This window comes from Larkinella sp. C7, from assembly GCF_006149005.1.
In the GTDB taxonomy this organism is placed as follows: Bacteria; Bacteroidota; Bacteroidia; order Cytophagales; family Spirosomataceae; genus Larkinella.
Map to the genome: position 1 here is coordinate 30230 of NZ_VBSL01000016.1, position 25959 is coordinate 56188.

Consider the following 25959-nt stretch of genomic DNA (forward strand, 5'->3'; position numbering starts at 1 on the left):
GATCAATACCCCGGAAACAGAAAGCCCGACCACTTTGGCCGGGCTTTCCTGTTTAGAGAGTTAAGAGTTAAGAGTTAAAAATGTATGCGTTCGTTAGCCAACTCTTAACTCTTAACTTTTAACTCTTAACTCTTAACGCCTTAGGGCTGATCCGCATTCTTCGCGGCTGCGGTTTTGCCACCCGACAGCGAGTTGATCCAGGCGGCAATCTTCAGCGCGTCGGCTTTCGGAACCTGCGGCATGGGCGGCATTTCGGTCGAATAGTCCGGCCAGTTCTGCGGTTTCGGATTGTAAATCAGCTCGACAATTTTCTCATTTGAATACCCTCTTTTGGCTACATCGGCAAAAGCCGGGCCTACCTGCCGTTTCTCGGCATTGTGGCAAGCCGAACACGTATGGCGGTTGAGCAACGGTTTTACCTCCTCGAACGTCGGTGCTTTGGCAACCAGCGTACCGGTTTTGGCGCCGGAAACCGCCGTTGTTTTCGCACCCGCTTTTAAACCCGGTTTCGCGGGAACGCCCTTTTTGGCCGGAGCTGTTTTCGAAGCCGCCGAGTTGAACGTGCTAACGCCCGTCATCGCCAGTTTCTGGCCCTCCGGGATGTTGTTCAGCGTGTAATAGGCCGTTGGGTGAACCAGTGAATACGACCCCTCAGCCGCCCGAACGCCGTCGAGCGTCAGGTTGTGGATGTAATACTGGCGCAGGTTGTCGACAATCACGCGGGCTTTCAGTCCGTCGGGCGACACTTTCACCCCTTTCACCGCGCAGGCTTCCTTGTTTACCGTCGGGCTACCATAGACCGGGTGGTATTTGTAAATAAAACTCTCAACGGAATACGAAGCCAGATCCTCCGCCGATTTGCGGTCGACGGGCGTGGTGAACTCTACCTCAAAACCGTCCGGCATGGCGCGAACCGCCCGCATCTCGAACGGCATCTGGTTGTTCCAGGTCAGGCGCTGCAAGCCTTCATCAGCTTCCCCCGCCGAGCCCCAGCCCCGGTTGGTTTCGCCGACAAACAGCGAGCCGTCTTTGGCCCACGCCATCCGCAACACGCCCGAGCGAAAACCGCTTCGAAAATCGATCGAAGCGCCCTGAAATTCGCCGTTCACTTTTTCCATGAACACGCGCGTAATCTTGCTCTGGCCCTGATCACCGACCAGCAATTGCCCCGTAAAAGGCCCGAATGACCCTTCAGGAATCTGGACGATTTCCGAGTTGGAAATTCCCTGAACGCCGTGAGGCAACCAGACAACGGGCAACTGAATTTCCGGAAACTCTTTCTTCATCTCGAACAGCGTGACGTATTTTTCGTCCACCACATTCTCCGGTTTAATGGCCCGGCCCCGTTCGTCGCGGTTGTCGCGCGGATTGATCTTCGCGTACAGTTGTTCCTGCGTCAGTTTGACCGGCGATTTTGGGTCAGCGCTCCAGCGTAAACCCGCCGGGTGGCCCATAAACGCGCCTTTTTTTACGTGCCAAACGCCACCGGAGCCGATCCAGTCGCCCTGGTTATCCGCGTAAAACAATTCACCGTCGATCATGCCCAAACCGGCTGGTGACCGAACACCCGTTGCCCAGGGCTCAATCTGACCGTCTTTGGTGATGTGCATGATCCAACCCCGCCAGGGGACGCGACTTTCGCCCGCCCACCATTTTTCGTCACCAAACGCGACGTTTCCGGAAATGAAAAACGAACCATCGGGGGCAATTTTCGGGCCGAACGTGTACTCGTGGTAGTGACCCGATACCGGAATGTTGGTCACCGTCTCGATGATGTCCGCTTTGCCGTCTTTGTTCGAATCGACCAGTTTGGTCAATTCACCGCGCTGGGCGCAATACAGCGCACCGTCTTTGTAAGCCAGCCCCAGCACTTCGTGCAGACCCGAGGCAAATTTCCGGAAGAAAGGCCGGCGGCTGGTCGGGTTTTCGACGATAAAAATGTCGCCCCGACGGGTGGCCACGCCCAGATCACCATTCGGAAGCACGGCCAAACCGCCGACTTCCAGCAATGTTCCCTCCGGTGCCGACACCTTCAGGATTTTATAAAAATCTTCTTCCTTGGGCGATTCCTGCGCCCAACCCACCGAAAAAGCAGCCGCTGACAGCATCGTGCCAACCACCGCCCGGCGAAGAATGGATGTATACATTGGTTTCATCAGGATTTAAAACAAGATCGAATAAGTCAATTTCCCCTTCACCGGAACAATCAGTTCCTGGCGGTCGCCCACCTTCCGGACGGCGGGTGTGGCCCCCCCGGCATCGTCGATCCGTACGTAATACGCTTTTCCGTCAACGAGGTACATCCCGTTTTCCAGCGGGGCAATCGTGCTGCCTTCGGCCAGCCGGGCATACAGATCGGCGGACGGGTTTTGGACCGTCACTTCCCGGCGAACGCCCTGGCTGTTGTCCAGCACGCGAATGGCATCCGTAACGGTGGCGCCGTAGGATTGGTAGCGGAATGTCGGGCGGTCGTTTTCATCGAGCACGTAGCCTCGGGTCCGAAAACCGCTGCCGGTTGTGTCGGTGGCCCAGGCGGCTGTCGGCGACGACAGTTTGGCAAGTCCAAGCACCGGCGCACCCAGCCGCTGCACCATGCCCATCGGGCGCGACGAGCCATCGCCCCGCTCGTGCCACATCGGCGTCGTATCCAGAAACTGACCCCGCCACACCTGCACCAGCGTGCCGTTGTCCATGTCGTAGGTATAATGCACCTGCTCGGGGCTTCCCACCGAAACCGCATGAACGACACGCAAGGTGCGGCCCTGGGCATTTTTGTAACCGGGCATATCCATGAAACTCCGCAGAAGCGTGTTCGACGACGCATCGACCAGGATCGGGTCGGTCGGATCGCCGTTGGTGGCTCCGCTGGCATCACTGATGACGTATTCGCGAATACCGGGCCCCGTTACGGCCAGTCCAATCGACGGTTTGGCCCAGTCTTCCATCTTGGCATACAACAACTCAAACGGGACATCCCCTGCGGGCAGGGTAACACTGCCACGCTGTCTGCGGTCGCCGGGCGTGATCACGGCTTTGTTGTTGATTTTCATCATGCCGCCACCACCCGCAGCACCGAGGTTGAAGGCATATTCACCGGCTTCTTTCACACGAAGCGTACCGGTATACCGAATCAGAAAGTCGTTCGGAATCCGGGTGACGTTGGCAGTCAGCATCACCGACGAACCTTGTGCTTCCGGCGGCAGTTTGCTAAAATCCGGTTCTTTGTCAAACCTTCCTTTGTAAACCGCATATTTCAGGTTCATCAGTTCCGGACGCGGTTTGTCGTAATTTTTCACGATGATGTTCCGGATGGCTACCGGCCCGTGATCACCCTGAATCCGGAGCGGTCCGCTGGCTACTTCGTCTTTGCCGAGCGCCCCCCGGGTTGGGCCGGACAGTTCCACGTTTTCGTGAATCGCCACGCCATTCAGTTCGACGAGCAACATGCGGGCGTTCTCGATTTTCTTACCGCTGGCGTCAAAACGTGGTGCCTGAAACGAGACTTTGAGGTGCTGCCACAAACCGGGTGCGCGGCTGGCGTTCTGGCGGGGCGGATGGCCTTCGTAGCCTTTCTGGCCGTCGGGTTTGGCATCATCCCAGCGTTCGTAGATACCGCCGTTGTCGCCCGCTTTGGGATTTTTGGTTCCCCAGCTATCGAGCAGCTGAATCTCGTAGCGACCCTGCAAATAAATGCCGGAGTTCGATCCTTTCGCAATCAGAAAATCCAGATCCAGATCGACATCGCCGTGTTGAAAATTCGACACCAGATCGATGTTCCCGTCTTTGGCGGGCAGATTAGCCAGAATGCCGGTTCCCGGCGTACTTTTCAGCACATCCTTCTGGTTGAGATCGGCGGTCACATCACCGACGATCCGCCAGTTGTTGCCCGGTTTTTGAAAAGCACTTAAATCGTTGAGCGGAAGAGCCGTTGGCTGGTCGGCTTTCGGCTGGGCCATCACCAGTCCGGCGCTAAAGACCCACCCAACACCCATCACCAAACGGGCGAACGTTGTGTTCATAGAGGTTGACTTCATTAGGTTTTATTTTGAGTCGGAAAGTTACCATATTTTAAATTTTTTAAAAAATAGATTCCCTTCCCAGTGAAACAGTATTTTTTCAATATACAATTTTACATTACCGGCACCGCGAATTTCGGTCACAATTTTTTAAAAACGGCTTTTCAACAAAAAACCGTCTTCCCTCCTAAAACCATGGCAATGACCTTCCTACGGTTTTGAACACACTTGAATTGATTTTGAACACGGGCTGAGTTGTCGCTTTTTCTCCCTTTTTCCAGCTTTGGCGAACCAGTCATTGGGCCGAGACGAAATTCTTTAGGCGGAAGTTCAATTTTCAGGTGGAATTCGTGAAAGACCCCGATCAAAAAGTCTCCCGCTTTCTGATCAACAACAATGGCAAGCAAGTTATGGAGGTAAAACGGGCAATGCGTTGACATTTCGCTATCTTTGAAGGCGGTATTTCGTGCAAATCATTGTTCACACAATCCTATTTTTACGAATGAAAAAAAGTACTTTAGCCTTTGCCCTGCTTCTGGGGCTGGCCCAATGGGCAGTAGCTCAGGAGAAACCCAAACAAAATCCGGAATCTTCTGAAATCTGGGAACCGGTTCCGCGCGTGGTTACACCGGGTGTTTTGTCGCCCGCTACGGCCTCCGGCACCACGGCTCCTTCCGATGCGATCGTTTTATTTGACGGCAAGGATGGCAGCAAATGGGTGTCTGTTAATGGGTATAGCGCCAGCAACTGGAACGGCGTCACCGAGGGATCCAACCCCTGGCCGATCCGCGATGGAGCCATGTATTCGGCCAAAGGCGCTTCCCTGCGAACCAAGCAGGAGTTCCAGGATTTCCAGCTTCACATCGAATTCCGGACGCCGGAAAAAGTGGAAGGCAGCGGACAGGGACGCGGCAACAGCGGTATTTTCCTCCAGGGTCGCTACGAGTTGCAGGTGCTCGACGGCTACAACAACCCGACATATTCGAACGGGATGGTGGGTTCGATCTACAAACAGGCGATTCCGCTGGTCAACCCCAGCCGCAAACCGGGTGAGTGGCAGACCTACGACATCATCTACTTTGCGCCCCGGTTCAACAAAGACGGCATGATGCTGGAACAGGGCAAAGTGACGGTTTTGATGAACGGTATTCTGGTGCAGAACAATACCAACATCAAAGGCACGACGGAGTACATCGGGTATCCGAAACTGCAACCCCACGGCAAAGGCCCGCTCCTGTTACAGGATCACGGCAATCCGGTGGGCTACCGGAACATCTGGATTCGGGAGTTATAAGACTGAGTTGCTGGAAGAGGTTATTTCGCGGAGTTAAGCAGATTTAAAAGGAGTTACGCAGAGTTTTTCTCTGATTAACTCCCTTTACCTCCGCTCAACTCTGCGAAATAACCCTTTTTTATTGCCATATCTCGGCCATCCTTGTTTATATTGCGTCTAAATAAACACCCTGCAATGAAATACCTGCTCCTGTTCCTCCTTCCCTGTTTTGCTTTCACCAGCGATAAACCGGCTTACCAGTTTTACAACCAGAAACTAAAAACCACGAGTTATCAGAAAGTGCTGAAAGAAGCGGCCGGAGCCGATATCGTCTTTTTTGGTGAATTGCACAACAATCCGATCTGTCACTGGCTGGAATTGCAGTTGACGAAGGATTTATACGAGCAGAAAAAAGAACAATTGATTCTGGGTGCCGAAATGTTTGAAGCGGATAACCAGACGGCATTGTCGGATTATGTCTCCGGCAAAACGACGGACAAGGAATTTCCCAAACAGGCGCGGCTCTGGAACAATTACAAAACCGACTACCGCCCGCTGGTCGATTTTGCGCGGGAGCACAAGCTTTCGGTGGTGGCAACGAATGTTCCCCGCCGGTATGCCAGCGCCGTCGCGCGGCAGGGACTGGCGTCACTCGATACGGTTCCGACGGCCCAAAAGGTCTGGATGGCCCCCCTGCCCCTAACCGTCGATTTGACCCTGCCCGGTTACAAAGCCATGCTGGACATGATGCACGGCGATGCGGTTTCGCCCTCCGCCAGCAAAGGCCCCTCCGACCAGGCGGCCAATTTTGCCCGTGCGCAGGCCATCAAAGATGCGACGATGGCGCATTTTATCCTGCAAAACCGCAAACCCGGCTCTACTTTTCTGCATTTTAACGGTTCCTACCATTCCAACAATTTCGAAGGAATCATCTGGTATCTGCGCCAAAAACAGCCGGATCTCAACATCGTGACCATCGCGTCGGTCGAAGTACCGGACGTGACGAAACCCGACAAAGCCAACCAGAATCTGGCGAGTTTTATCCTGCACATTCCAGCCGATATGACAAAGACGTATTGAGTCGCCCCATCCACTCAGCAGCCCTAAATCCTCCCGAAACAAACCTCCAAAACCAAGCCTGAAAGGCTTCAATCAATAGCCCCGGATGAAATCCGGGGAATACGGGGATATGCCGGGGTGAACGGGAATATGTGGGGAATGCGGAATAGGCCGGGAATGTGGGATATGCCGGGGAGAGGGGACAACCCTACCGGCAAACCAGCATCAAAAAAAGCACAAAACTATAATCCCGCAGTTGCGTTCGGAGCAGTTTGAGGGCTTTTGAAAGGTGATATTCGACGGCTTTGTCGGTCAGGGCGAGTTTGCGCGAAATTTCCGGGATCGTCTGCCCCTCAAAGCGGCTCATCCGGAACACTTCCTGGGTTTTGGGCGGGAGTTTCAGCAGTTCGGTTTCGATCGTTCCCAGCAAATCGTTGTAAGACAGTTGATCTTCGGTCGAAAAATCGGCCTGTGGCGCGAAGAACTGCTGGTATTCCTGAAATTTCTCGTGAACGATGCGGCTTTTGATGGAATCGATGATCGAATATTTCAGGGCCCCAAACAAATAATAATCGACCCGCCGAACAGCCAGCGATTCCCGTTTCTGCCAAAGCTGAACGAATAAATCCTGCACCAGTTCTTCGGCCATTTCCGGCGATTTTGTTTTTTGAAAAGCAACCCGGTAGAGGGCATACCAATACCGCTCATACAGTTCTGCCAGCGCCAGCCGATTGCCATCGGTCAATGCCCTCAGTACCTGCTCATCATCCCACTCTTTCAGCGAAGAAAGTCGTAAATCTGCCGACATGTGTGCACCCGCGTCGATTAAAGAAAGACCAAATTACCATTTTTTTACAAAATAGTGCCAAAGGAGTTAAACCACCCTTCAGGATACGGCTCTGCAATAGCCTGACCAATTGAACTAAAGAAATAATATATCGCCAAATTGGTCTTATTTCTATAAACAATCCCCTATTTTATAAAAACATTTAGGGTAAAGCGGGGTCTTGATCGACATAGGCAGTACATGACAGCGTCAACGGCCCATGCAAAAAGAAGAATTTGCCCGACTGCTTACGAAATACAACGCCGGTCAATGCACGGACGCGGAAATCCGGCTGATCGATCGGTGGTACGATCAATTGGGAACCGGCAGCGCGCTGGCGTTGAGCGAAGAAGACCGGCAAAAATTAAAGAAAAAACTGTGGCATCAGATTGATTTACAAACGTCTGATGATGTGGCAGCGTCTACGGATGCAGAAGAGAACGTACTCCGGTGGCCGTGGTTCCGGCGGTGGGTGGCGGCTGCGGCTGTTGTTGCGCTCATCGGTTTTGGCTCCCTGATATTCTACCGGTATCATTCGACGCCCGGAACAATAGAAAATAATCCGGTTGCTGCCGGGGATGGTTTTGTCGAACAAGCCAATAAAACCGCTAAACCCCTCATTATCACGCTGGACGACGGCAGCATCGTTCACCTGCAACCGCAAAGTACGATCCGGTATGGCACCCAGACACTTCCCCATAAACGGGAAATATGGCTCAACGGGAAGGCCTTTTTCCGGGTCCACAAAGACGCCAGCCGTCCGTTTCTGGTCTATAGCGGTGCCATCGTGACGCGCGTTTTGGGAACGAGTTTCTGGATCACGGCCCCTACCAACGCGCCAACCGTGGAGGTAGCGGTTCATACCGGCAAAGTGGCGGTCTTTAAAAAGAATCAGCAGTCTACGCCAAAAACGGAAAACGCCGACGTCCGGGAAGCATCGGTGGTGTTAACGCCCAATCAGAAAGTAACCATTTTTCTGGATGAAAACCGCCTGACGCGCGGCTTGATCGATCAGCCCGAACCGATCCCGAGTGCCATCCGCCCCGAACCGGCCACGTTTGCCTTCGACAACAGCACGTTGCCAGACGTGCTGAAGCAACTCGAAAAAACGTACGGTATTGAAATGGTGATCGGCAACGACTCCCTGGCCCATTGCCGGTTTACGGGGAAGATCACCCACCAGCCGCTCTACAGCAAACTGGAACTGCTGTGCCGGGCGATCAATGCGCAGTATGAAGTGCAGGGAAACCGCATTCTCATCACGGGTGTTGGCTGCGACCCCTCTTCTTTTGACCCACTTTAATCCCCTGAAACCTATGAAGTAACCAACAGCTACCAAAAAAAGGCCGAAAGTGCGGCTACACAGTCGGCCCGGAATTTTCCCTTGATGCGCATCATCATTCATCTGCCAGGATGAACAGGGATTTGTTTTGTCGAATTCATTCATTTTCTCCCAACAAAACATACAAAAGTATGAAATTTTGTCGAATGCTCGGTTTGACCCTTCTAACCGTCATGAAAATCTCTCTATTCCCTATTTTCCTCAGTCTGCTGCTGGCCGGATCGACTCTGGCCTACGACAGCAAGGCGCAGGATATGCTCCAGCGCCCGATCTCGATCAAGGCGGATGAGGTGGCCCTGAAGAACATTCTTACCCGGCTGGAACGGCTTGCGAAGGTCGATTTCGTGTATAGCCCCAACACTATTCCGGCGGCCCGGAAAGTGTCGCTGAATGCCCAGAATCAGAAACTGGCTGCGGTGCTCGAATCGCTCCTGAAACCGCTCGGTCTGACCTATCAGGTCATCAGCGGTCAGATCGTCATTCAGCTTCCGCCAGCGGCCCTACCAGCTTCTGAATCGAATGCCTACCTGAATACTGACGGTGTTCCGGAAGCGGTCGACCGGACGATTACCGGAACCGTCACCGCCGAAAATGACGAGGGGTTGCCGGGCGTTAGTGTGGTGATCAAAAACACGACGCGCGGCACCTCGACCGACATGGATGGCAAATTTCGGCTGTCGGTACCGGACGGAGGGGCTACGCTGGTGTTCTCTTTTGTGGGGTATGAGAATCAGGAAGTGGTCGTTGGCAACCAGTCCACTTTCGCGATTCAACTGGTTCCGGATCTGAAAACGCTGGAAGAAGTCGTCGTGGTGGGCTACGGAACCATGCAGAAAAAAGACCTGACCGGGGCCGTTGCGTCGATTCAGGGCGATGCGATCACCACCCGCAAAACCACCCAGATCTCCCAGGCGTTGCAGGGGGCCGTGCCGGGCGTCACCGTGACCCGCAACAACAGCGCCCCCGGTGCCACCGCCACCATCCGGGTGCGGGGCATCACGACGATCAGCGATGCCGGTTCCAATCCGCTGATCATCCTTGACGGCGTGCCGATCGACGACATCAACTCCATCAATCCGAATGATGTCGATAATATTTCGGTTCTGAAAGATGCCGCGTCGGCTTCGATCTATGGTTCCCGGGCGGCTGCCGGGGTCATTCTGATCACCACCAAACGGGCCAAAACCGGTCAGCTCAGCCTGGATTACACGGCGGAATACGGTTTTGAAAAAGCAACGCGACTGCCGGACTACGTGAACGCCAAACGGTATATGCAGCTTACCAACGAGCTTCGGTGGAACGACAACGGCAACAATGCAAACGAATATCCAACCTACCCCAAAGACCTGATCGATAACTATGACAACCTGCACGCGCAGGACCCCGACCAATATCCCAATACCGACTGGCGCAGTCTGATGCTGAAAGATTATGCACCCCGGCGCACCCATTTGCTTAGTATTTCCGGTTCCGGCAAATCGCTGCGGTCGCGGGTTTCGCTGGGCTACGACAAAACCGATGCGTTGTATGACGGCCGGAGTTACGAGCGGATTACGGCCCGGGTCAACAACGACCTCACCATCACGAAGTACCTCTCAGCCAGCGTCGACTTCAACTTCCGGCGGTCCTTTTCGCCCCAGCCCATCACCGATGACCGGAGCGGCTCTTATCCGTTTTACAAAATGGGCATCATGCCTCCGGTGTATGCCGCGACGTTTTCGGATGGGCGCATCGGTTCCGGAAAAGACGGGGCTAATATTTACGCCCGGCTGAAAAACGGCGGTTTCAACAACGCCTGGTATAACCAGGTCGGCGGCAAGATCAGCCTGGATTTTACACCGATTAAAGGCCTGAAAATCACCGGAGTACTGTCGCCCTTCTTCAATTTCGACAAGGTTAAAGTCTTTACGAAGAAGGTACCGTATACCCTCTGGAACAGCCCGAACACCATCGCAGGATACATTGAAGGCCAATCGCAAACCCGGCTGGACGAAAGCCGCAACGACAGCTACCGCTACACCACCCAGGCGCTGGCCAACTACACCCGCCAGTTCGGTGATCACAACCTGAATCTGCTGGGCGGTTACGAATATTTCTACGCGTTCAACGAGTCCCTGGGTGCGTCGCGCGGGCAATACATTCTGAATTCCTATCCCTACTTAAACCTCGGCCCGCTCGACTTCCGCGACAACAGCGGCAGTGCCAGTGAAAATGCGTATCGCTCGTGGTTCGGACGGGTGATGTACGGCTACAAGGACAAGTATCTGCTCCAGGCCAACATCCGCTACGATGCCTCTTCGCGGTTTGCTTCGGCCTATCGCTGGGGTTCCTTCCCCTCGGTTTCGGCGGGTTGGGTGATTTCGGAGGAACCGTTTCTGAAAACCAGTGCCTCCTGGCTGTCGTTTCTGAAATTCCGGGCCTCTTGGGGTACGCTGGGGAACGAACGGATCGGCAGTAACTTCTATCCGTACCAGGCCATTCTGAATTTTGAAAACTCCTCCCTGTTCTATCAGGGCAACACCGTGGTTTCGGCACAGTCTGCAGCCCAGTTTCAGTATGCGATTCGGGATATTACCTGGGAAACGACCTCATCCTACAACCTCGGTCTGGACGTCAATTTCTTCCGCGACCGGCTGCGGGTTACAGCGGATTATTTCAAAAAAACCACCCGGGATATGCTGCTGGAACTGGAAATCCCCGATTACGTTGGTTTCGACAATCCTTTTCAGAATACCGGAAAAATGTATACGACGGGCTGGGATATGCAGGCAAGCTGGAACGACCGCGCCGGTGATCTGACCTACAGTGCGTCGGTCAACCTCTCTGATTTTAAATCCGTTATGGGCGATTTGGGCGGAACCGTCTTCACCGGTGACCAGATTATCCGGCAAGGCAGCCAGTTCCGGGAATGGTACGGTTACGTCTCCGACGGCCTTTTTCAAACCGCCGACGAAGTGGCCAACTCGCCCAAACTGAACGCCAATGTCAAACCGGGCGATGTGCGTTACCGCGACATCAGCGGCCCGAACGGTGTACCCGACGGCCGGATTTCACCCGAGTATGACCGCGTGCTGCTGGGCGGTTCGCTGCCCCGGCTGACCTACGGGGCCAACTTCAATGTTGGGTATAAAAACTGGGATTTCGGGCTGGTTCTTCAGGGTGTTGCCAAACAAAACTCCCGGCTGGGCGTGGACATCGTTCAGCCCCTGCGCGAAAATTTCGGCACCTTTCCCGCCATTCTGGACGGCAACGCCTGGAGCACTTACAACACCGCTGACCAGAATTTGCAGGCACAATACCCGCGGTATTCGAACACGTCGGCGGGCAACAACTACGCCCTGTCCGACTACTGGCTGATCAACGGCGGTTATTTCCGGCTCAAAAACATCAGCCTGGGCTACAACATTCCGAAAGGGTTCACGCAGAAACTGAAAATGCAGAGCATCCGCGTTTACAGCTCCGTGACTGATCTGCTGTCGATCAGCAAGTTCCCCAAAGGCTGGGACCCTGAAATGACGTCGCTGGGCTACCCCATCACCACGTCCTTTGTCTTTGGTGCTTCTGTCAAATTCTAACCCGATCCGCCATGAAACTAAAGTTATCCATCTTCTTTTTGAGTTTGCTGTTCATGACTGCCTGCGACAGTCTGGACCTGAATCCGCTGTCCGACGGCTCCGGCGAAACCTGGAATGCCAACGCCGAAGAAATCGAAATGTCGTTAAACGGCTTATACAAAGATGCGTTCTGGATGCAGGACTCCGACGAGTGGACCGACGACTGGACCTACCGGGATGCCACCACGGCCATTACCGGTGCCACCATCAACGGAGAAACCGACTTTGTAACGAAATGGTGGACAGACACCTACAAGGCTATTGCCAGAGCCAACCTCGTGATTCAGAGCGTAGACCGGGCGGCCGCCGTTTTGTCGAAGGAACAAATCGACCGCTATGCTGCCGAAGCCCGGTTTATTCGGGCCTGTCAGTATTCGCGGCTGCTTTCACACTATGGCAATATCGTCTATACGGAAAGTACGCTGACCATCGATGAAGCCCTGGCGCTGAAACAGACGCCCAAAGAGACGGTTTTGCAAAAAATCTACGCCGACTTCGATTTTGCGGCCGCCAACCTGAAAACCACCTACAGCACCTCGGAACTCAAACGGGCGACGGCCGGAGCCGCCTACGCCATGAAAGCCCGGATTGCGTTGCAGATGAGTGACTGGAAAACCGCGCGCGATGCCGCCAAAGCCTGCATGGACCTGAAGGTGTACAGGCTCCACGACCGTTTTGACAACCTGTTTTTATCGAAGACCAAGAATTCACCGGAAACCATTTTTGCCCTGCCCCGCTCGGTGGCGCTGAAAGTGACGCTGGGCGGACTTCAGGACTACGTTCCCCGAAACGCGGGCGGTTATGCGGCCAAAGATCCTTCGTGGGATTTGTTCTGTGCGTTCCTCTGCAAAGACGGTTTGCCCATCGACGAATCCCCGCTTTTCGATCCGCGAAAACCGTTCCTGAACCGCGATCCGCGCTGCACGGCCACCATCGTTGAATTCCAGACGCCCCACCTAGGCTTTATTTTTCAACCGCACCCGGATTCAGTCAAAGTACTGCGGACCAGCAACAATACCCTGGTCAACAACAACGACACCCGATCGATTGCCCAGTTTGCGTCTTTCAATGGGCTGATCTGGAAAAAAGGCATCGACGCCGACTGGCTGCTGAACTCCTGGACCGCCGAGCCCGACAAAATCCTCATCCGCTACGCCGATGTGCTGCTGATGTATGCCGAAGCCAAGATTGAACTCAATGAAATTGACCAGTCAGTACCGGATGCCATCAATGCGGTTCGGGCGCGGGCGTATGGCGTCAGTGCGACGGCAACGACCTATCCGGCGGTGAAAACCGGTACGCAGGCGGCTTTGCGCAGAATTCTGCGGACGGAACGGCGGATGGAATTTGCGCTGGAAGGCATTCGCTACATGGATTTGATTCGCTGGAAACTCGCTGAAAAAGTCCTGAATAAGCTCAATTTCGGGCTGCTCGACCCGGCTGATTTGCGGACGAAAGTAGTCAAACCGGGTTTATGGTTTTTTCCGCAGGTACCGCAGATCGACGACGACGGCGTGGCGGATTTTACGCCCATGTTCAGCGCCGGACTCATCAAGCAGCTGACCATCCGGAAGTTCGACGCCACCCGGCAATACCTTTGGCCCATTCCGTCGAAAGAAGTATTAACCAGTGGCCTGGTTCAAAATCCCGGTTATTGATAGGATAGGAACGCTGATTGAACGGATTCAACGGATCAAAACGGATTTTAATCGGTGTAAATCCGTTTAATCCGTTCAATCAGCGTTCCTATAAACAGCTTAACGATTACAATAATCAATTCCTTCAAGGATGAAAAAAAACATTCTTTCCGCTTACCTCATCGGCACGTTAATCGCCGGAACGGTCAATCTTAATTCGGCAAACGCCCAATCCAAAACCGGAAAATCCTACAGCGGTATTTACCCGCATCTGGCCATGTATAACAACGAGGGCGAGTGTGGCACCGGCGCGGTGGTGCCCTGGGCCGGCAAGCTCTGGGCCGTCACCTACGGGCCGCATTTGCCCTTTGGCTCGTCGGATAAACTCTACGAAATAACGCCGGATCTGAAACAAATTGTCCGGACTGAAAGCATCGGCGGTACCCCCGCCAACCGGATGATTCACCCGGAAAGCAACCAGCTTTTTATCGGGCCTTACGCCATCGATGCCAAAGGAACCGTGCGGGTAATTTCGCCCAAGATCATGCCCGGCCGCCATACCGGTAACGCCCGACATCTGACCGACCCGAAAGGCAAAATCTATTACGGCACGATGGAAGAAGGTTTTTATGAAGTCGATGTCAAAACCCTGACTCCTACGCTGCTCTATGAAGATGGCAACGTCAAAACCAAAAAAGGAGCCGACGAATCGAACAACCACGCGGGGGCATTGCTCCCCGGTGCACACGGCAAGGGGCTGTATTCCGGTCAGGGCGTGCTGGTGTATTCCAACAACGGCGAGCCCGGTCCGCAGGCACTCAAGCAGTTTGACATCGAGGCCGGTTCTTTGTCGGAGTGGGACGGCAAGAACTGGAAGGTAGTGCGCCGGAACCAGTTCGTAGAAGTAACCGGACCCGGCGGTATTTACGGCAACAAAAACCCCGCCACCGATCCGATCTGGGCCACGGGCTGGGATCATAAATCGGTTTTGATGGGCGTTCGTGATGCCGGTGAATGGCGTTTTTTCCGACTGCCGAAAGCGAGCCACAGCTACGACGGTGCCCACGGCTGGAACACCGAATGGCCCCGCATCCGCGACGTCGGCACCGCCCAGCAACCGGACTATCTGATGACGATGCACGGTTTGTTCTGGCGGTTTCCCGGCCAGTTCTCATCTAAAAATTCGGCAGGCATCCGGCCCCGGTCGGCCTATCTGAAAGTGATCGGTGATTACACCCTCTGGAACGACCAACTGGTTTTTGGCTGCGACGATTCGGCGCAGAAGGAGTTTTTGAACAAACGGAAAGCCAAAGGCGACATTGAAGGCCCCGGCCAGTCGAATTCCAACCTGTGGTTTACGTCCACCAGTCTGCCCGATCAACTCGGACCCAACACCGCCGAAGGGGCCGTCTGGCTAAACGAAGCCGTCAAAACCGGAGAGACCTCGGAGCCATTTCTGTTTGCGGGCTGGCCCAACCGCTCGGCCTGGATTCAGAACCACGGCGACACCGATGTGAGCTTCGTTTTTGAGGTGGACAAAACCGGCAACGGTTCCTGGACGACCTTGAAAACCGTAGCGGTTGGTGCCAAAAAAGCCGTCAATCTGGAGTTTACGGCCAACGATCCCGGCGAATGGATTCGGATCAAACCGAGTCAGGGAACCAATGCATCGGCGCACTTTTTCTATTCGGCAAACGACACCCGGGCGACCCGTCAAAATTCCATTTTTGCCGGTTTAAGCAACGTAACAGCCGCCAACACCTCCGGCGGTTTGATCTACGGCCTGGGCAACAACCGGCGTGCGCTGGGCATGGCCGCACTGGATTACGCGGGTGGAAAAGCCACTGAAGTTGGGTATTACGAACTGGACGGCGACATGAAACTGGTTCGCAAGGAAGATGACAAAGCCATGGCGTTCATCAAAAGCAAGTTTGCCATTCCGCAACAGGCCGTGACCATCGAGGAATCATCGGTATTGGTGGTCGATGGCAAGGGCCGACGCTGGCGGCTCCCGCTCGGAAACGACGCCTATACCAGCCTGACCAACCAGGCGGCTCTCCGCATTTGCCGGGAAGTGGCCACGGAGCGTGATTTGTTCAATGCACACGGCACTTTTTATGAACTGCCCGCCGAAAATGCCGACGGTTACGCTAAAATCCGCCCGGTTTCGTCGCACAGCCTCCGCATCAACGACTACGCATCATACCGGGGCCTGCTGATTATGACCGGCTTAGACCCCAAGTTGACCACTCAGAACGACCACATTGTGGTGTCGGATGACAAAAAAGCCGCCATCTGGGCCGGGGCCATCGATGATTTGTGGAAACTGGGAAAACCGACCGGTCACGGCGGCCCGTGGAAAAACTCCGCAGTTAAAGCCAATGACTCCTCCGACCCGTACCTCATCGGTTTTTACGACCAGCGAAGTCTGCAACTTTCCCACAAAGCAACGTCCCCCGTTACGTTCACCATTGAAGTCGATCCGGTGGGCAACGGTCCCTGGATGACATACCAGGAAGTGACGGTTAAACCTGGCCAGACGTTCAGCCACACCTTTCCGAAAAGCTTCCAGGCCCGCTGGATTCGGTTCAAAAGCAACAAAGATTGCGAGGCTACAGCTTTTTTTCAGTACAAGTAAAAAAAAATTTTATCTTTTATCTATCTATTTATCAGTTGGTTAAGGAAAATAATTTCACACAGAATAATTTTTTTTAACTTTTTTCAAATTCCTGCAATCTAAACATCCGGGTCATTCGTAGGTATGTGACACGCGATGAAGAGTACTATGGAGGTAGCGCGCTTCATCAGCCATACACGTTTCCGACAGAAAGTCCAGAGGCTCAGCTACTGGACTTTTTCGTTGGCAGACAGTTGGTATTTCTGACCCTTCGTGCGAAATACTTTTGTTATCTTTGTTATAGCCGGTTCTTCCCGTAATCCGCCGGTTTTCTATGCACGAGATTGAGCCTTTCTATAATTGGGAGAAATGGTACAACGCGTCGGATGATCCGAATTCGCCTTTTTTTGGCCGCGTCTACAACATGACCCAATACACCAATACGATTTATGGGTATTACATTCACCCGCTCTGGGACGAAATCGGGTCGGAGACGCTGTACTGCAAAATTCTCTTTGCCGACTACGACCGCCGGTTTGTGGTGATCGAACTCTTCGGCGAGTGGAACGACACGCTGCACAACGACATCATGTATCTGAAACGGCAGGTGATCGATCCGCTGGTGAATGAGCAGATCAACAAATTCATTCTGGTGGGCGAAAACATCCTGAACTTCCACGGTTCCGACGACAGCTATTATGAAGAGTGGTTTGAAGATGTGGAGGATGGCTGGATTGCCGCCGTCAATTTCCGGGACTTTGTCGAGAGCGAATGGAAACGCTTCCGGCTCGATTACTACATGAATTTTGGCGGTACACTGGATGAGATCGACAATTGGCGTACCTTGAAGCCAGCCGCTTTCTTCGACCTCGTCAATAGTTTAATTATTAGAAGATTAGGCTAAGCATTAATGCTTTAAGTATTGGATTTTAGGCGGTTAGGCTAACTTTTTTTCCATTGGCTCGTTTTATTTTTGATTAATGACCTGGATTACATTTCATTTTTTGAAACCATGACCGGCCCCTTATCCATCTTACTCATTGGCTCCGACAACCCCGACCGCCAGGCGCTGGCAGACGCTTTTCGGAGCTATGGCGTCCCAAACCGGCATCTGTCGGCCCAGGAAGATGCTACCCTGAATGCCTATTTTCAGAAGGGTTTGGCGGATGCGCTGTTTGTTCCAGCCCTGATTATGCTGGATCGGGACACCGGCAAACCGGAGAAAATGCTGGAACTGTTGAAACAGCATCCGGTGCTTCGGCGGATTCCGGTGATCATCTACGGGAGCGGCAACGATCCGGAGCAGGTCAGGCTGGCATACCGGTGGGGCGCAACCTGTTACATGCCCAGGCCGGAAAACTGGGAAGCATCGATGGCGCATTTTTGCTCCTACTGGAAAAAACGCGTTGCCCTGCCTACCATTAAAGTAGAAGACAGTTTATTATCAACCCAAAATTTGAATCAGCATCACCGCGGGCGTTGGGCCTGAGGGTCCCGACCGGGGCTGTCAATAGCCAGCGGTTTTTTGGTCAATATCGTATGAAAAACAAACAGATTATAGCCGTCGTAGATGACGACGATGATGATCTATTTTTGATACAGGAAGCATTTAAAGTGTGTTTGAACGAGGAGAGAGTACTGATTGCGACCAGTGGAATGGATCTGTTGTCACGGCTGGAAACCGTAAAGATTTTGCCTTCTTTTTTGCTGCTTGACCTCAACATGCCCCTGATGAGCGGTTTTGAGGTGCTGGGAAAACTACGCGCCGACCCCCGGTATACCCTGATGCCGGTCCTGATTTTCAGTACGTCAAGTTCCCAGCCCGACATCGACCGGGCGTATGAACTGGGCGCCAACTCGTACGTCAAAAAACCGGATTCATTCAATGATTACAAATCCGTAGTCGAGGACCTCTGCAACTTCTGGTTGCGCGTAGCTTCCACCCCTTCCAGCCGCTTTCATCGGTAAAGCCAGTAGAATCCTTCCGGGATTTTTTTATCTGATTTAATCAAAAACCTTTTGCTATACCGGAAGTTATAAGGACATTACAACGGTTTTTGATAACCGCAGTCTTGGAAGAATTTCTATTCACTAACTCGTAACAAACGGTATGGAATCGAATGTGTTTCATGATTCGCAACAGGCGGATCTGGTATCCAACGAAAACGCTGATACAAAATACGGTCAGGATCAGGCCGATACGCATATGGTCAAATTGGTCGATGGGAAATTAGTGCCGACCGCCCACCTCGAAACAGAAGTAACCGACGACCTGAGCGATCGGTATACCGACGATGTGGAGCGTGGACTGAACTCGCCCAACCAACGGACTTTCGATGTGGTCGATATCAAATCGGATCATCCCCAGGCAGATATGATTCCGGAGCTTCCGTCGACCCCCGACCCGAACAATCCGATTCCGTCGTCGCCCGAATTTCCGAACCAGCCTACTCCGCCCCCGTCGCCCGGCCCCGAAATCCCGGATTTGCCGTCGACCCCGAAACCGGACAAACCCGAAATTACGGAGCCCAGTGAACCGGGACGGTCGCACGAGGTGAACAATGCCGGAAATGTCGATAGCCAGATTTCCAATGAGGGCAACACGAAAGACACGCCCACCAGCGGACTGGCGGATACGATGCCCGGCGCGGATGTGCCAACGCAAAGCCAGCAGCCCGGAGAGAAAGAAAAAGCCCCGGATTTGGTCGACTCCGACGCCAACGAGGGTCCCGGCCCGGCCAATTACATCAAGCCCAAAACCGACGAAGGCATGACCGAAAACCCGGATACGGGCTCTTCGGAACATCCCTACGACGTTAACGAGAAAGACAAGGAACCGTATCAATCCGCCGAGCGCCCGGAAGAAACCGCCCAGATGCTGGATCAGCCGAAGGAAACGCTGGACGAAAGTGCGATCAAAAAACAGCCGATGCAGGAATCCACCGCCCAGGCACCGTCGGATATGAAATCGACCGATCAACTGGATCGAAAATACAACGATCCGGCTGCGGCCCGGGAAGACGTGGTTTAATAAAAAGAATTTTAAATGTAAAATGATGACTGCTAAATGTAAAAGTGTTCCCTACGCGGGTACTTTTACATTTAGCAGTCATCATTTTACATTTAAAATTAAATTCCCCCTTCTACAGTTCCTTCACCCGAATGTTCCGAAACCGCAGCACGGAGCCGTGGCCCAGAAAACCGATGTGGCCTTTGGTGCGTTGCAAACCGGGATGCTCCTTGTGATCCAGCGTCCCGTTTTTGCTGGCTTCGGCAATGTCGCCGTTTAGAATCTGAATCCCGTTCAACACCACTTTCACCTGATTACCCTTTACGGTTACTTCCTGATAGTTCCATTCACCCAGCGGTTTGAGCGCCCCGCGTTTCGCCGGAATCACGCCGTAGACCGACCCGTGGTACTGATATACCTCCAGCTTTTTGTAAATATCTGCGTCATTATCCAGAATCTGGAGTTCCATGCCTGCATAAGCCGCATCGCCCTCCAGTGGAGCGCGGATGCCCAGTCCATTGTTTGCACCGGGAGTTAGCTGAAATTCAAACCGGAACACAAAATCCGCGTATTCTTTTTTCGTATACAGATTGCCTTTCCCCCCGTTGTTGTACCAGACGATGTCGCCGTCTTCGGCGACATAATCCTTCGTATTGCCGGTCCACTGACTGAAATCGCGGCCGTTGAACAACGCCTGAAAACCGTCCTGTTTTTCGGCTTCGGTCACTTGATACGGTTTGGGTTGGGGCAATTCTTTGATATACATATTCCGGTAGGCCACGTAAGTACCATGTGCCTGAAGTTCAATCTGTTCCGATGGGAAAATAGGCTGACTGCGATCCCAGTAGTTTTCCAGAACCGTGTTGTCCGTTACCAGTTCGCCATTCAGATAAACCGTCACGCGTTCGCCTTTCATGATGATCCGGAACGTATTCCATTCGCCCACCGGATTGTCGGCCCGTTTCAGCGGTTTGCTGGCAAACTTCTGGTTGTTATACAATCCGCCCGAGCCAACCTGTGCGCCCACATTCGTCCGCGCCGGGTCCCAGATCTGTACCTGCGGGGTGCCGCGCAGGTAAATACCGGCGTCGCCTTCTTTGGTAATTTTCCAATCGACCAGCATCTCGAAATCCTGGTACGGTTTTGTCGTGCAGATGTTGTTTCCGTGGCCGTTAAAAACCAGTAACCCGTCCTTGACCGACCAGCCTGCCCGCATGATTTCATCGGCCTTCTGCTGTTTCAGAGCCAGCGAATCCGCGCTCAGCTTGCTTCGTTTGACCGGGTTTTCCACCAGCCCTTTCCAGCCTGAAAGATCTTTTCCGTTGAAGAGGGCCACAAAACCGTCGCCAGCGGGCAGGGTTTGCAAGCGTCGCTGGATGGCCTGCCGCTGGGCGTCGCTGTCGGGACCGGTGATGACCTGGCTGGCTTTTTCCAGCAACTTCCGCACCACATCCCCCGTAAAATCCCGGCTGGATGCGGCAACCGACCAAACCGTCGCGGCTGCCTGTTGCTGCACCGCCGGATCGTCCAGATAGTTTCCGGCAAAAACCAGCGCCAAAAACGTCCGGCAGCGGCTGACCGATTTCAGGATTTCGGTTTTTTGCTGCGGGGTTCGGGCTACTTCCATCGCATCCCGGAGGAGCAGCAAACGCTGGTCGGCCGGAAAAGTTGACCGGTCGATCAGTTTGAGATAACCGCTCAAGGCCGATTCGGAAACCACGCTGTTTTGCCGCGCAATCGCCAGCAAAGCCGGAGCCGCTTCGGGCGTCGACCACTCCGACAGAGCCACTACGGCAGCAGGCTGGGCAATACCTTCACCTTTCCCGAAAGATTCCTGCACGATTTGTAATGCTTTCGGCCCGCCGATATCGGCAAAAGCCCCCAGAAAACGCGGTTGTGCGGCTGTTGGCGACTGCTGCATTGTGCTGAGTAACAAGTCTGTCCGTTGGAGCGAGTCGCCTACCGAAACCGTCGCGGCTGCCAGTGCCTGCTGCAACGAGCGAATGGTTTTGGGCTGCGTTGCAGTGGTTAATAAAGTCACCAGTTGCGGAAGTTGCTCCGGTCCAACCAGAAACGGTAACGCGGCCGCGGCCGCCTGACTGATGGTGGTATCGCTGTCCTGAGCCTGAGCCAGTACCTGTTGCACGCTCGATCCGGCAGCGCGGGTTCCCAGCACTGTCAGCAAAGCCGCCCGGGCTTCGGCGGGCATGCTCGGCAGCGCGTGCGTGATTTGGGCCACAACGTCCGCGCCTTTCAGGGTCAACACCGCATCCCGGATCGCCATTATTTCCTGCGAAGTTCCGCGCTTCATCAACGCCAGCAAATCGGGCAATACCCTTTGCTGCCCGGTGCGGGCCAGGGCCGAAATAGTCGCCAGCCGAACCGTCTGATCGTCACTTTTCAGACCCGCTAACAAAACCGGTGTCAGAGCCGTATCGCCGGTTAGTCCCAGTTGGGTAATCAAATCCGCCTGCACATCGCCGGCGGTTTTGGCAATCAGTTTGGCTAGTTGCAGATTGATCGGTTTATTCTTCAAACCCGTCGCCAGTTTCAAAGCCGCAACCCGGTATTCACCCGATGGGTCCTGCACCGCCGTGGTGAGCAGGGGCAGGCTTTTTTCCCGGTTGTTATCGACCAGAATTTTCAGCGCGGCTGCGCGCGTATGAACCTGTTTCGCATCCGTGCACTGTTCCAGCAGCTTCCGGGCCAGGGCGTCGGCCTGCGTTTTTTTGCCCGACACCGAGAGTTGTTTGAGGTAATCGAGGTAGCTGGCCGTAGCTTCCGTTACATTATACGTAAAACCGCTTTGTTCGGCGGCTTTGGCCAAAACCGCTCCGGCAGCCGAAGACCCCAGTCGGGCCAGGGCATACATCGCCACCTTGCTGAGTTTGGGATCACTCTGCTCCACCAACGGCATCAGCGCCGGAGCTGCGGGCTGGTAGCGCGTGTCGCCCAGGGCTTTCACCAGCGACAACCGGCTGGTCCCCTGCGATTCGGCCAGGGCTTGCAACACCGCTTTCTGAGCCGAGGGTGTATTGATTTTGACCAACGCCCGAACCGCCGGAGCGCAAAGCCGTTCATCGGTCAGATAGGGTTTCAGAAAAACAACGGCATCGTCTTTCCCGACAATCTGCAATTGACTGAGGATAAACGCCTTACTTTCCGGGTCGGTTAGTTTCTCCAGCGACTGCCCGTAGGCCCGTACCGCCACCGCCCGTTGTGCTTCCTTGCCCGGTTTGGTAACGTAATAGGAAAAACCGCCCAGCGCGTATTCCAGGGCCGTGTTATCGCCTTTGCCGGGTGCCGCCAGCCGTGAAATCATTTCCTGAAGGCCGGCCGATCCCAAAGCGGCCATCGCGTCCATGCTGGCGATCAACTGCTTACTGTCTAAAGCTGGTAGTTGCGCCAGCTCGTCAGCGACCCGGTTTTCGAGGGGGCGCGGATCGGGTTTGGGTTGCGCCCAACTGGTTGTAGTGAGTAAAAACAGGCCCGCAAAGGCCATCTGAGGAAATTTCATGACAGGATAACGAGGTTAAAAGGGCCAACGGCAGTTATTACAGAATCCAGGGTGCGCGCATGGGCTGGTCAATTAGCCGATTGGCGCCCTCGTCGTTGACAAATACCTGATTGACCGGATCAAATTTCAGTGATCGGCCCAGTTGCAGGGCGATCTTCCCCATGTTGATGAGGGTACAGGAACGGTAGCCATTGGCTTCGTTGAGTGCAAACCGCTTGCGCCCCCGAACGGCGTCCACAAAGTCGGTTTGCTGCGGCAACGGCTCGGGAAAAGCCGCCAGTTTCTTTTGCAAATCCGGAATGTCGGACTTGAAACCTTGATACAATTTCCCTTTCGGCCCTTCGATATACGGCATGTTGACGTCTTTGCCCTCGCCATCCAGAATGATTTTACAGCCATCGGCGTAGGTATACTCGATGCGTCGCCAGGTGCCAACGGCGTCGGGATGTTGCTGGGGCGCGTCGATTTCGACCGAAACCGGGCTGGTGTCGTCTTTCCCCAGAAAATACTGAATGGGGTCTAAATAATGTTGTCCCATGTCGCCCAGTCCGCCCCCGTCATAGTCCCAATAGCCCCGGAACGTATTATGAACCCGGTGCTCGTTATACGGTTTGTAGGGAGCCGGACCCAGCCAGGTTTCGTAATCCAGTTCGGGTGGCACCGGCATGGGCTCCAGGTCGGTTTTTCCGACCCAGTAAAATTTCCAGTCGAAACCGGTGTGTTTGCTCACGGTTACTTTCAGGGGCCAGCCCAGCAAACCACTGTCGACCAGCTTCTTGATGGGTTTGACGGGCGTTCCCATGCCGTAGAAATTGGATTCGAACCGAAACCAGGTGTTGAGCCGAAAAATCCGGCCGTGTTGCTGCACGGCTTCCATCACCCGCTTGCCTTCGCCGATGGTGGTGGTCATCGGTTTTTCGCACCAGATGTCTTTTCCGGCGCGGGCCGCTTCAGCCGCCATGATGCCGTGCCAGTGGGGCGGGGTGGCAATGTGGACAATATCGACTTCGGGCAGTTGAATCAATTCCCGGAAATCCCTGAAGGTTTTGAGCGCGGGGTCTTTGATGATCCCTTTGGCCAGTTCCAGGTGCCGCGTATCGACGTCGCAAATGGCCGCCACGCGCGTTCCGGCGTAGGGAATGTGTCCCCGTCCCATGCCACCAACGCCGATGATGCCTTTGGAAAGCTGGTCGCTGGGCGCCAGATAGCCTTTGCCCAGCACATGGCGCGGAACGATGGAAAATGCCGCCAGGGTTCCCAGCGAGTTTTTGAGAAAGGTACGTCTTGAAGGGGTCTTTTTTACTGCCATCTCGTCAGTTTGTTATAGTCAGTCCCCTTCGTTATTCGGTATTCGGTGTTCAATATTCGTTATTTGGTTCTAAAAAATACAAATATTGAATAACTAACACTGAATCCCGAATATTGAACACTGAATCCCGAATAACGAAGGGATGAAAAATACGGCCTAATTCTGCATTTTCGGGTGGATTTACAATACTACTACTTTTCCCCTTAATAAGACCATCACGCGCCCAATCACCTCATTTCGCAGGGTGTTTTTCCCGACGTAAACTAAAAAGTCGTAAATTACGGCTTCCTGTAAACGCCTAATTTAATTCTATGGAAAACCCTGAACAGGTTCCTTCTCGTCGGTCCTTTCTAAAAACATTAGGATTGGCCGGAACCGCAGCCGCGGCCGTTCCGTCTTCGTTCGCCCAGGCCGGAACGGCTCCGATGTACCTTCATTTAGTGAAAAGTCATAGCAGCACAGCCGCTAACGATAAAGTCCGCATCGGACTCATCGGAACGGGCGGTATGGGCATTGGGGATACGGAGACCGCGCTGATGGTCGAAGGAACCGAAATTATTGCCGCCTGTGACCTCTACGACGGTCGTTTGCGCCGGGCCAAAGAGTTGTGGGGCGACGGTTTGTTCACCACCCGCGACTACCGCCAGGTGCTCGAACGGTCGGATGTCGATGTCATTATCAACGGAACGACCGACCACTGGCACGAAAAAATCTCGACCGACGCCATGCGCAAAGGCAAGCACGTCTATTGTGAAAAGCCGATGGTGCAGAAGGTTGAAGATGGCCATACCCTGATCAAAGTTCAGAAAGAAACCGGTAAAGTGTTTCAGGTGGGCAGCCAGTTTGCCAGTTCCATCATCATCGCCAAAGCCAAAGACCTCCTGAAAGCTGGCGATATTGGCGAGTTGGTTTTTGCCGAAGCCCAATATGACCGTCACAGTGCGATGGGTGCCTGGCAATATTCCATTCCGCCGGATGCATCGCCCCAAACCGTTGACTGGGACACCTATTTGGGAACCGCTAAAAAGCGTGAGTGGGACCCGAAGCGGTTTTTCAGATGGAGAAACTACCAGGATTATGGAACGGGTGTAGCCGGTGACCTCTACGTTCACCTGCTGACGACGCTCCACACCATCACGGGTTCTAAAGGCCCCAACCGGGTGTATGCCAGCGGTGGGCTGCGGTTCTGGAAAGACGGGCGCGATGTGCCTGATATCCACCTTGCTATTTTCGATTATCCCAAAACCGCCGAGCATCCGGAATTTAACCTGACGACGCGGAGCAACTTCGTCGATGGTGGCGGTGGCGGTTATCTGGTTCGGCTGGTCGGTACGGAAGGCGATCTGTCGGTTGGCTGGGATAGCCTGACGGTTCGGCACCACAAACTGCCCAAAGCGCCCGGTCTGTCGATCAGCAATTTCCCGAAAGACCAGCAGGAAGCGTACCTGAAGGAATACAAAAAAATGTATCCCGAGCGCCCCGAAATGGAAGGCCCGCGCGAAATGGTCTACAAGACGCCGAAAGATTACAAAGGCGATCGCTACGAACACTTTGTCAACTTCTTCGATTCGGTTCGCAACCAGAAACCGGTGGCCGAAGATGCAACCTTCGGGCTTCGGGCCTGTGGACCGACGCAGTGTGGCAACATCAGTCTGTTTAAAAAGCAGATCGTCAACTGGGATCCGAATGCCATGAAAATTATGAATGCAGTTTAGGTTTCCCTTTCATTATTCTGTATT

At 53.9% G+C, this 25959-nt stretch carries 17 protein-coding genes; 11 read left to right on the plus strand and 6 right to left on the minus strand.

Features of this window, described 5'->3' with window-relative positions; translation table 11 throughout:
* Positions 1 to 140 precede the first annotated feature (140 nt).
* The 3 genes from FH871_RS26675 to FH871_RS26685 all read right to left on the minus strand — a co-directional run bounded on the left by FH871_RS26675 (position 141) and on the right by FH871_RS26685 (position 4423).
* On the minus strand, positions 141 to 2147 hold the full coding sequence (locus tag FH871_RS26675) for a c-type cytochrome (protein ID WP_229317600.1): 2007 nt from the start codon (positions 2145 to 2147) through the stop codon (positions 141 to 143).
* Positions 2148 to 2162: 15 nt separating this feature from the next.
* Positions 2163 to 4019, minus strand: coding sequence for a DUF1080 domain-containing protein (locus FH871_RS26680; RefSeq protein ID WP_229317602.1), 1857 nt, complete (start codon positions 4017 to 4019; stop codon positions 2163 to 2165).
* A gap of 161 nt (positions 4020 to 4180) precedes the next feature.
* Entirely contained in the window at positions 4181 to 4423 is a 243-nt protein-coding gene (locus FH871_RS26685) for a hypothetical protein (protein ID WP_138994470.1), read from the minus strand.
* A gap of 95 nt (positions 4424 to 4518) precedes the next feature.
* Here FH871_RS26685 and FH871_RS26690 point away from each other — a divergent pair, with 95 nt between their 5' ends.
* Positions 4519 to 5310: a DUF1080 domain-containing protein gene (locus tag FH871_RS26690; RefSeq protein WP_114409123.1), complete on the plus strand. Its 792-nt coding sequence runs from the start codon at positions 4519 to 4521 to the stop codon at positions 5308 to 5310.
* A gap of 174 nt (positions 5311 to 5484) precedes the next feature.
* Positions 5485 to 6369: a ChaN family lipoprotein gene (locus FH871_RS26695; RefSeq protein WP_138994471.1), complete on the plus strand. Its 885-nt coding sequence runs from the start codon at positions 5485 to 5487 to the stop codon at positions 6367 to 6369.
* A 187-nt stretch (positions 6370 to 6556) separates the two neighbouring features.
* Here the strand turns inward: FH871_RS26695 and FH871_RS26700 are convergent, their stop codons facing one another.
* Positions 6557 to 7156, minus strand: a complete 600-nt coding sequence (locus tag FH871_RS26700; RefSeq protein ID WP_138994472.1) for an RNA polymerase sigma-70 factor — start codon at positions 7154 to 7156, stop codon at positions 6557 to 6559.
* 238 nt (positions 7157 to 7394) lie between these two features.
* On the opposite strand from FH871_RS26700, the gene FH871_RS26705 reads away from it, so the two are divergent.
* The 8 genes from FH871_RS26705 to FH871_RS26740 all read left to right on the plus strand — a co-directional run bounded on the left by FH871_RS26705 (position 7395) and on the right by FH871_RS26740 (position 19415).
* Positions 7395 to 8477, plus strand: a complete 1083-nt coding sequence (locus FH871_RS26705) for a FecR family protein (RefSeq protein ID WP_138994473.1) — start codon at positions 7395 to 7397, stop codon at positions 8475 to 8477.
* 212 nt (positions 8478 to 8689) lie between these two features.
* Positions 8690 to 12091 carry a TonB-dependent receptor gene (locus FH871_RS26710; protein WP_138994474.1) on the plus strand — a complete coding sequence of 1134 codons (3402 nt, stop codon included), beginning with the start codon at positions 8690 to 8692 and terminating at the stop codon, positions 12089 to 12091.
* 11 nt (positions 12092 to 12102) lie between these two features.
* Positions 12103 to 13788 (plus strand): RagB/SusD family nutrient uptake outer membrane protein, encoded by a 1686-nt coding sequence (locus tag FH871_RS26715; RefSeq protein WP_138994475.1) that lies wholly within the window; start codon positions 12103 to 12105, stop codon positions 13786 to 13788.
* Positions 13789 to 13918: 130 nt separating this feature from the next.
* Positions 13919 to 16405 (plus strand): hypothetical protein, encoded by a 2487-nt coding sequence (locus tag FH871_RS26720; RefSeq protein WP_138994476.1) that lies wholly within the window; start codon positions 13919 to 13921, stop codon positions 16403 to 16405.
* Positions 16406 to 16718: 313 nt separating this feature from the next.
* Positions 16719 to 17288, plus strand: a complete 570-nt coding sequence (locus FH871_RS26725) for a hypothetical protein (protein WP_138994477.1) — start codon at positions 16719 to 16721, stop codon at positions 17286 to 17288.
* A gap of 108 nt (positions 17289 to 17396) precedes the next feature.
* Positions 17397 to 17873 carry a hypothetical protein gene (locus FH871_RS26730; protein WP_138994478.1) on the plus strand — a complete coding sequence of 159 codons (477 nt, stop codon included), beginning with the start codon at positions 17397 to 17399 and terminating at the stop codon, positions 17871 to 17873.
* A 50-nt stretch (positions 17874 to 17923) separates the two neighbouring features.
* On the plus strand, positions 17924 to 18352 hold the full coding sequence (locus FH871_RS26735; protein WP_138994479.1) for a response regulator: 429 nt from the start codon (positions 17924 to 17926) through the stop codon (positions 18350 to 18352).
* A gap of 142 nt (positions 18353 to 18494) precedes the next feature.
* Positions 18495 to 19415 carry a hypothetical protein gene (locus FH871_RS26740; protein WP_138994480.1) on the plus strand — a complete coding sequence of 307 codons (921 nt, stop codon included), beginning with the start codon at positions 18495 to 18497 and terminating at the stop codon, positions 19413 to 19415.
* A gap of 112 nt (positions 19416 to 19527) precedes the next feature.
* Here FH871_RS26740 and FH871_RS26745 read toward each other — a convergent pair whose 3' ends face one another.
* Together FH871_RS26745 and FH871_RS26750 are read right to left on the minus strand one after the other, a co-directional pair.
* Positions 19528 to 22911, minus strand: coding sequence for a DUF1080 domain-containing protein (locus FH871_RS26745; RefSeq protein WP_138994481.1), 3384 nt, complete (start codon positions 22909 to 22911; stop codon positions 19528 to 19530).
* Positions 22912 to 22948: 37 nt separating this feature from the next.
* Entirely contained in the window at positions 22949 to 24220 is a 1272-nt protein-coding gene (locus tag FH871_RS26750) for a Gfo/Idh/MocA family oxidoreductase (protein WP_138994482.1), read from the minus strand.
* A 311-nt stretch (positions 24221 to 24531) separates the two neighbouring features.
* On the opposite strand from FH871_RS26750, the gene FH871_RS26755 reads away from it, so the two are divergent.
* Positions 24532 to 25935 carry a Gfo/Idh/MocA family protein gene (locus tag FH871_RS26755; protein WP_138994483.1) on the plus strand — a complete coding sequence of 468 codons (1404 nt, stop codon included), beginning with the start codon at positions 24532 to 24534 and terminating at the stop codon, positions 25933 to 25935.
* The last annotated feature ends 24 nt before the right edge of the window (positions 25936 to 25959 follow it).

Coding starts and splice junctions, on each gene's coding strand:
- FH871_RS26675 (WP_229317600.1), bottom strand. CDS start 2,147: ATGTATACATCCATTCTTCGCCGGGCGGTGGTTGGCACGATGCTGTCA.
- FH871_RS26680 (WP_229317602.1), bottom strand. CDS start 4,019: ATGAACACAACGTTCGCCCGTTTGGTGATGGGTGTTGGGTGGGTCTTT.
- FH871_RS26690 (WP_114409123.1), top strand. CDS start 4,519: ATGAAAAAAAGTACTTTAGCCTTTGCCCTGCTTCTGGGGCTGGCCCAA.
- FH871_RS26695 (WP_138994471.1), top strand. CDS start 5,485: ATGAAATACCTGCTCCTGTTCCTCCTTCCCTGTTTTGCTTTCACCAGC.
- FH871_RS26700 (WP_138994472.1), bottom strand. CDS start 7,156: ATGTCGGCAGATTTACGACTTTCTTCGCTGAAAGAGTGGGATGATGAG.
- FH871_RS26705 (WP_138994473.1), top strand. CDS start 7,395: ATGCAAAAAGAAGAATTTGCCCGACTGCTTACGAAATACAACGCCGGT.
- FH871_RS26710 (WP_138994474.1), top strand. CDS start 8,690: ATGAAAATCTCTCTATTCCCTATTTTCCTCAGTCTGCTGCTGGCCGGA.
- FH871_RS26715 (WP_138994475.1), top strand. CDS start 12,103: ATGAAACTAAAGTTATCCATCTTCTTTTTGAGTTTGCTGTTCATGACT.
- FH871_RS26720 (WP_138994476.1), top strand. CDS start 13,919: ATGAAAAAAAACATTCTTTCCGCTTACCTCATCGGCACGTTAATCGCC.
- FH871_RS26725 (WP_138994477.1), top strand. CDS start 16,719: ATGCACGAGATTGAGCCTTTCTATAATTGGGAGAAATGGTACAACGCG.
- FH871_RS26730 (WP_138994478.1), top strand. CDS start 17,397: ATGACCGGCCCCTTATCCATCTTACTCATTGGCTCCGACAACCCCGAC.
- FH871_RS26735 (WP_138994479.1), top strand. CDS start 17,924: ATGAAAAACAAACAGATTATAGCCGTCGTAGATGACGACGATGATGAT.
- FH871_RS26740 (WP_138994480.1), top strand. CDS start 18,495: ATGGAATCGAATGTGTTTCATGATTCGCAACAGGCGGATCTGGTATCC.
- FH871_RS26745 (WP_138994481.1), bottom strand. CDS start 22,911: ATGAAATTTCCTCAGATGGCCTTTGCGGGCCTGTTTTTACTCACTACA.
- FH871_RS26750 (WP_138994482.1), bottom strand. CDS start 24,220: ATGGCAGTAAAAAAGACCCCTTCAAGACGTACCTTTCTCAAAAACTCG.
- FH871_RS26755 (WP_138994483.1), top strand. CDS start 24,532: ATGGAAAACCCTGAACAGGTTCCTTCTCGTCGGTCCTTTCTAAAAACA.